Source organism: uncultured Paraglaciecola sp., from assembly GCF_913058035.1.
GTDB lineage: Bacteria > Pseudomonadota > Gammaproteobacteria > Enterobacterales > Alteromonadaceae > Paraglaciecola.
Map to the genome: position 1 here is coordinate 38076 of NZ_CAJXPA010000013.1, position 7623 is coordinate 45698.

Genomic DNA, 7623 nt, shown 5'->3' on the forward strand with positions numbered 1-7623 from the left:
ATACAATAGCTTGTGATAAACTGAAGCAATTGCCAGTTATCAGTCCATTTTTAATTGTGAACCTCAACGCTTTTAGACAAGAACTTGCCACACCACGCACATCTATTCAGCTGTGTATCATTGGCATTGTGGGTGGAATTTGTGCTGCTTCCTTAATTATTTTATTTCGCTTAAGTGCTGAATGGCTACAAGGATTATTCTTACCAAAGATAAATGAATTCGGCGCTCTAGAACCCTATAAGCGTTTTATTCTTCCTTGCGCAGGTGCATTAGCGATAGCGTTAATCGCTTATCTGACAGGATTTAAACATTATCGTATGGGCATTCCTTTTGTCATCCATAGAATCAAACATTATTATGGACACATTCCGTTTAGGACAGCCATTAACCAATTTTTTGGTGGCACTTTAGCACTAGTGTGTGGTTTTTCGGTAGGCAGAGAAGGTCCATCCGTGCACTTAGGGGCATTCGGCAGCAGTTTCTTTGGCCAATGGTTGAAATTTCCACACAATAGTATTCGTATATTGTCTGGATGTGGTATTGCAGCCGGTATTTCTGCTTCATTCAATACACCTTTTGCAGCCGTAATTTTTGTTATGGAAGTAGTACTACGAGAATACAAAATTCATATTTTTATTCCTGTTATGCTTGCTGCTGCTTGTGGCACAGTATTGACACGTATTGTTTTTGGTGAAACGCAAGAACTGTCTTTTATTCAATTCCATGATTTTAGCCGCTGGATATACATATACTTAATTATATTTGGTATCCTACTCGGGTGTTTAGCCACTTTATTTAATAAGACTTTAATGTTGGTGATCCGCAGTTTTAGCCATATCAATATGGCACGTCGATTATTGATTGCAGGACTAATTACCGGCGCAGTAGGATATTTATTACCAGATGCACTAGGTGCACACTTTCATTCTGCACACGTTTTAATCGCACAAGATGGAAATATCCAGCTACTTATCGGAGTGGTAGCAGCAAAATTTTTATTGACTATTGTTGCTATTGGCCTCGGTATACCTGGTGGTATAATAGGACCAGTATTCGTTATTGGGATGCTAAGTGGTGTGGTACTTGCTTTTCCACTGGGTTTCTTTTTAGACGATGTCAGTGATTTAAATGGCAGTTTTTCGCTGTTAGGAATGGCCGGGCTGATGACCGCAGTTATTCATGCACCACTAGCGGCCTTATCAGCCGTTATGGAATTATCCTATAGCCCGGAGATGATCCTACCCACTATTCTAGTGATTGTGCCTGCTTATGTGACTTCCACACAGTTTTTAGGCAACAGTTCTATTTTCACACAGCAATTAGATTATCAAAAATTACCCTATACTATTTCATCTGTAATGGAATCACTGCAAAAAACTGGCGTGCTAGCCGTAATGAACAAAGAATTCAGGCTACTTAATCAACATAGTGAGTTTTTTTACAATAACGAACAATTGATAAGTACCACAAATAGAGAGCAAGATATTGCTGTAGTCCGGTATTCACTTGATATAAATGGGGCCTCTGAATATTCCTTAGTTGAATATGAAAAACAAAAAGACGATGGCGCAATGTGTTTAACCTTTATTCCAATGCAAGGGATCAATTTTCAAGCTACTCTAGCTGAAGTGTACAGCTTACTTGAAGTCAACAGACACGGTGCTGTGTATGTATTTTCGACCACAGCAGAAGAAATCGTAGGTGTTATTACTTGGAAAACACTCAGGTATCACCTGCATAAAGCAAGCTACTAGGAAACACAATGACCTTACTTTGGATAAAAGCATTACATGTTTTTTTTATGGTTGCTTGGATGTCAGGCTTATTTTATTTGCCTAGGATAATGGTTTATCACGCCCAAACAGATGTCCAAGCAGTTAAAGATCAGTTTAAGATCATGGAGAGGCGGTTATGGTACTTTGTTACACCTTTTGCCTTATTAACCTTAGTTTTCGGTGTGTGGTTGATAGGCTTATATGGAATGGAATGGTTTGTTGCTTCCAAATGGCTGCATATTAAACTCACCTTAGTCATGATTTTGTATGTCTACCACTTTTACTTATTTATACTAGTAGGCAAATTTGCTAGAGATCAGAATACTCACTCATCACGCTTCTACCGTTTCTTAAATGAAGCGCCCGTTCTTCTTGTTTTAGCTATTATTGTCTTAGCGACTGTAAAATATTTTTGAGCAGGCACTATGCTCAATAAAACTCAAGAAAATCGACATGGATGTCAACCAACAAAGCTTAACTACTAGCAGAACAGGCTCATTCAGTATTTAAACAATAACCAAGCTCTAAAAATTACGCTCAAGCCTATTAGGAAGCTAAGACTTCCCTAAGTTACCACATACTAGACATTCGACTATCGCTACAATAAAAAACAAAAAACTTCAAATCAGTTATTTATTCAACATACATAAATATGATGGCAGTATTTAATCCTATCCTAAGAAAATGTTATCATTAACAATTAATAATGAGTTACCTCAATTTCATATGCTCATATTCAATTCATACTATTTTTCGAAGAGTCAAAATACATGTCAGATAAATTAGCCGGTCACTACACAGATATTCTTTCAATCATAGGGGAAGACGTGAGTCGTGGTGGACTGGTCGATACACCAAAACGCGCGGCCAAAGCCATGCAATTTTTAACTGATGGTTATCAAAAAGATTTAGATGGTGTTGTAAACGGAGCTATTTTCAAAGCAGATACTGATGAAATGGTCATAATCCAGGACATTGAGTTCTATTCGTTGTGCGAACATCACATTTTACCCTTTATAGGTCGTTGTCATATTGCATACCTACCTAATGGTAAAGTATTGGGACTATCAAAGTTTGCCCGAATTGTAGATATGTATGCAAGACGTTTACAAATCCAAGAAGGCTTAACTAAACAAATTGCCGATGCAGTGCAAAAAGTAACGGGAGCTTCAGGTGTAGGCGTTATAATGGAGGGTAAACACATGTGCATGATGATGCGTGGTGTTCAAAAGCAAAACGCATCGATGATCACCTCAGTAATGCTGGGCTCTATGCGCACGTCTGATGCAACCAGAAACGAGTTTCTACGCTTAATAGGTAAATAATTATTTAGCGAGTAAGTGTACTAATACAACTAATGGCATAAATTTCCCATAACTGGATGCCTGAGATAAAAAGTCTCACTAAGTTGGTGCAACTCCGGTAAATAATTCCGAACTGGCCATTTTTCGCAATTATTTTGCACTTCTATAGTGCAAAATACATTTTATATATGAGTAATGTTATTATGTTAAATAAAACCAGCATCTATTTTCTTGTTATTTCTAGCTTCTTATTAAATGCAAACAGCTCATTTGCAAAAGATATTAGCGCTTATGGGCCAAAAGCATTTTCAGATAAAAATAAGTGGACTGCGATTGTTGCTGCTTATGCCCCAGAAATCAAAGCCATTAATCAAGCATTTGGTCAACTTCCTGATGCTCAAATCGATCAAACTCTGACTATCAAAGGAGTCAAATATCAACTGGGTTCTTACAAAGGAGAGCCTGTGGTGATATTTACTACTGGTATAAGTGTACCTAATGCAGCGATGACTATGCAGATGGCGTTGGACTATTTTCCCATTGACCGAGTTGTGATGATGGGTATTGCGGGGGCCGTCAATCCTGATTTTCAACCTGGTGATATTTCTGTACCAGAGCGTTGGTACTTTCATGATGAATCCGTTTATGTGAATCCTGATCCAGAAAAAGATGGTAGTTTTGTTTTACCTGATTATTATGAAAATGCACTTGAAAGATACAAAGAAAGGCGCGAACAAGATCCTCACGCCCCTGCTTATGAAAACTTCGGTTATATTCATCCAGAAGAAATGGAGATAATTAAACAGGGTTGGGATAAGCCAAGAAATATGCCTTATTTCACAGTCACACCAGAATTAATTGAGCTAGCCAAAAAAGCAGTGAAAGCGGTGAGTCCAATTAATATGCCTTCAGGTAAACCGATTCAAATCAAAATTGGTGGTAATGGTGTAACAGGCTCAGTGTTTCTTGATAACGCTGAGTATCGTAATTGGTTACAACGAGTGTACAACGCCCAAGTAACTGAAATGGAATCTGCTGCTGTAGGGCAAATATGTTTTGTTAACGATGTAGATTGGGTGATTATCCGTTCGATCAGTGATTTAGCGGGCGGGCAACATGGCAAGAATGTTGAAAATGTATTTGATGGTATTGCATCTGGTACAGGAACAAAGTTAATGATTAGTTTACTTGATCAGATTGTTAAATTAGAAGATTAATTGTTTCAGCTTCAATAGAATAATTGCCACACATAGCATAAAATTTCTAATTTAAGGTGGATAAAAAATAGTTTATATTCCTAAAAACCTAAGTCAGATTGACTACAAAACACGTTTAGACTGATTAATAGATTTCACCTATAAAACTGGTTCACATAATATAAAAGTATGTCAAAGAAAGCAGATAAAATAAAGAATCACTATTGAATCAAGATTGGCTGTAAAATTCATTTAGACATGATTAATATTTATTGAGCCTGACCCGCTTATTTATTCAGTTCAATATTTCACCTCATTCGATCGCAGTTCTTCATACCCAAAGCCTTCAAAAATGAAGGCTTTGGGTATACATTTGAAGGCACATCCGTTCAAAAGTCAGACTCTATTCACCACTGCATTATGATAAACGTGTTGCACATCATCGCAGTCTTCTAACATATCCATAAATTTGTCAAAAGTGGCAACATCATCGCCGCTAACGACAGACTCTGTTTGTGGGATAAAAGTTATTTCTTCTGCTTCAAATTCAATATTAGGACTGTCATCGGTAAGCGCAGTGCGTGCATTGTTATATTCTGTGTGAGGCGCATAAACAGTGACAACTCCTTCTTCGCATTCTACTTCTGTGACATCTACATCCGCTTCCATCAACGTTTCAAGTACTGCATCTTCATCGTCACCTTTGAAGGCAAATACTGCTTGATGATCAAACACATGACCTACTGAACCTTCAACACCTAATTTTGCACCGGTTTTAGTAAAACAATTTCGCACATCAGTAATAGTTCGATTGTTGTTGTCAGTTAAACAATCAACAATCACCATACACCCTCCAGGACCAAAACCTTCATAACGAGCAGGGACATAATCTTCACCCGCTCCACCTGCTGCTTTATCCATAGCTTTATCAATAACATGGCTAGGCACTTGATCTTTTTTAGCTTTTTCAATTAATCGGCGAAGAGATAAATTTGCCTGAGGATCTATTCCACCATTTTTAGCACAAACATAAATTTCTTTGCCGTACTTGGAATAGACTTTTGTTTTCGCTCCAGCAGTCTTAGCCATAGAGATTTTACGCACTTCAAATTTTCTACCCATTTATTTATTCTCTTTCTAATAATGTCGAGTCACAGCCCGATTAGATTAATATCAGTATTTTACAGATATTCAATTCAGATAACAAAACCCATTCGACAACTTATCCTTTTACTAAGGAACATGCTGCGATGCAAGATAAGCATGAGACTGCATCTCATTAAGTCTACTTAAGCAGCGTCTAAATTCAAAATTAAGTTGGCCTGTTGAGTAAAGTGTCTCCATAGACACCTCAGCTGACATAATTAATTTAACATTACGCTCATAAAACTCATCCACCATAGCGATAAAACGCCTGGCAATATCGTCTGTTGTTTGTCCCATTTGTTTTACGTTAGCAATTAATACGGTGTGATACAGGCGGCTTATTTCCATATAATCTGTTTGGCTACGAGGGCCATCACAAACGGCTCGAAAATCAAACATAACAACACCGTCGGCAAAATGCATTGTCGGAATGGTACGACCTGCGATTTCAATCTCTTGATCAATAGTTCCGAGTTCAGGGGCCAACTGTTTAAAATATTTATGTAAATTTTGGTTAGCTTGTTTATCTAATGGATAATGAAAAATTTCTGCCTGTTCTAAAGTACGCAGTCGATAATCTATCCCACTATCCACGTTCACAATACGTGTATTTTGGTTAATCAATTCAATCGCTGGCAGAAATCTTGCTCGCTGCAGACCATTTCGATATAAGTTGTTCGGCACTATATTCGAGGTAGCGACTAACACGATACCATGGCTAAAAAGCTCTTCCATCAACGTACCTAAAATCATAGCATCTGTTATGTCAGAGACAAAAAACTCATCAAAACATATCACTTTAGTTTCTTTGGCGAATGTCTTTCCAATTATTTTTAATGGATCCACCTGACCTTCTAATGTTTTCATCTCTTGATGAACTCTGTGCATAAAACGATGAAAGTGAATGCGCATCTTCCTTTTAAAAGGCAGACATTCATAAAATGTATCAACCAAATAGGTCTTGCCGCGTCCTACACCTCCCCAAAAATATAAACCTTGAATTGAAGGTTTACTCATACCTTTGCCAAACTTGCTCTGTAACTTCACTCGCCAAGTACGTTTTTTTTCAGGATGAATGAGCTCATCGTATAAACGTTGCAGTTCTTTTACTGCATTTTCTTGTGAAGTATCATATTGGAATAAAGGATCTTGGAGATCTTCCTGATATTTTTGCCATGGCGTGAACTCAATCATTCTTTGGTTTTTTTCCTTTCGCTATTGAGTGTTTTTAACACTTGAATACAAATAAAATGACCGCATTAAAAATGCTGAGCGTATAATAACAAATATTATGTAACTGCTCATGGACATTAATCTACAATTCATTAAATAGTAGATAGTCATGTGAGCTGAAATAAGTAGAAAAATGGAGATGATTATGGATTGGTTATTAGGACTATTGTTATTGCTTGTTGGTGGGATTATCGGTTTTTTTGTTACCAAATTTTCCAATCGTAAAGAACGCAGCACATTGGATAAGGCGGCAAGTAAGCAAACTATTCAAGAATTAATGAACCAGCAAGCTGTAAATCATGTACAAGAAACTAGACAAATTGCTGACAACTTGATCACCCAATCAGCTTCATTAAAACAGCGGATTGAAGATTTTGAGCAATTACTTATCAGCCAACAGGCTGGACCAGAAGCTTCTATGAACTACTTTGGGGAGCATACTACAGCTTATTTACGAAATAAAAGCACAAAACCAACCCGTGAAAAAACTAGTTCAGGTACACAACCTCTAGATTTTTCTTCACAAAGCTCAGGGTTGTTTTCAGGCACTGAAAAATCACCGGTTAAAGAAACCAAATAAGGAACTTTTTCGTGCCAATGACACTCCTTATACTGTTTAATTTAGATGTTGGAGATGATAATCGATGAATAAAGTAGTAAAACGTTTTGTTGGGTCTTTTTGTATAATTGCTGCGAGCATGTCGGTCAATTTAGTGTCTCACGGTGCATTACCATTTTTTTCAACTGATAAAAATGAGATACCCAGTCTCGCCCCCATGTTAGACCAAGCCACGCCTGCAATTGTCAGCATATCCGTTGAAGGTACCCAGGTTTCTCGGCAACGTGTGCCCGAAATGTTTAAACATTTTTTTGGTGGTTCAGACGAGCAATTACAAGAAAGACCTTTTAAAGGGTTAGGTTCCGGTGTCATCATCGATGCCGAACAAGGCTACGTGGTAACAAATAATC

At 37.6% G+C, this 7623-nt stretch carries 7 protein-coding genes and 1 pseudogene; 6 read left to right on the forward strand and 2 right to left on the reverse strand.

Going from position 1 to position 7623, the window contains the following annotated elements; all coding sequences use genetic code 11:
* Nucleotides 1-56: 56 nt before the first annotated feature.
* The 4 genes from QZ562_RS03415 (at nucleotide 57) to QZ562_RS03430 (ending at nucleotide 4296) form a co-directional block, all read left to right on the forward strand.
* A complete protein-coding gene (locus tag QZ562_RS03415) occupies nucleotides 57-1754 on the forward strand; it encodes a chloride channel protein (protein ID WP_293756939.1) in 1698 nt (565 codons plus the stop codon).
* Between the two features lie 8 nt (nucleotides 1755-1762).
* A complete protein-coding gene (locus QZ562_RS03420; protein ID WP_293756927.1) occupies nucleotides 1763-2191 on the forward strand; it encodes a CopD family protein in 429 nt (142 codons plus the stop codon).
* Nucleotides 2192-2545: 354 nt separating this feature from the next.
* Entirely contained in the window at nucleotides 2546-3100 is a 555-nt protein-coding gene (gene folE / locus QZ562_RS03425) for a GTP cyclohydrolase I FolE (RefSeq protein WP_293756929.1), read from the forward strand.
* A 182-nt stretch (nucleotides 3101-3282) separates the two neighbouring features.
* Complete coding sequence (locus QZ562_RS03430; protein WP_293756931.1) at nucleotides 3283-4296, forward strand: 5'-methylthioadenosine/S-adenosylhomocysteine nucleosidase; 1014 nt, start codon at nucleotides 3283-3285, stop codon at nucleotides 4294-4296.
* A 375-nt stretch (nucleotides 4297-4671) separates the two neighbouring features.
* Here QZ562_RS03430 and QZ562_RS03435 read toward each other — a convergent pair whose 3' ends face one another.
* Nucleotides 4672-5397 (reverse strand): YebC/PmpR family DNA-binding transcriptional regulator, encoded by a 726-nt coding sequence (locus tag QZ562_RS03435; protein ID WP_293756933.1) that lies wholly within the window; start codon nucleotides 5395-5397, stop codon nucleotides 4672-4674.
* Between the two features lie 111 nt (nucleotides 5398-5508).
* The gene (gene zapE, locus QZ562_RS03440; RefSeq protein WP_293756935.1) at nucleotides 5509-6615 is read right to left on the reverse strand and encodes a cell division protein ZapE; all 1107 of its coding nucleotides are present in this window, start codon (nucleotides 6613-6615) and stop codon (nucleotides 5509-5511) included.
* A 184-nt stretch (nucleotides 6616-6799) separates the two neighbouring features.
* On the opposite strand from zapE, the gene QZ562_RS03445 reads away from it, so the two are divergent.
* Nucleotides 6800-7234, forward strand: coding sequence for a DUF1043 family protein (locus QZ562_RS03445; RefSeq protein ID WP_293756937.1), 435 nt, complete (start codon nucleotides 6800-6802; stop codon nucleotides 7232-7234).
* A 64-nt stretch (nucleotides 7235-7298) separates the two neighbouring features.
* Nucleotides 7299-7623, forward strand: a pseudogene (locus QZ562_RS03450) (serine endoprotease DegQ); the annotation flags it as partial.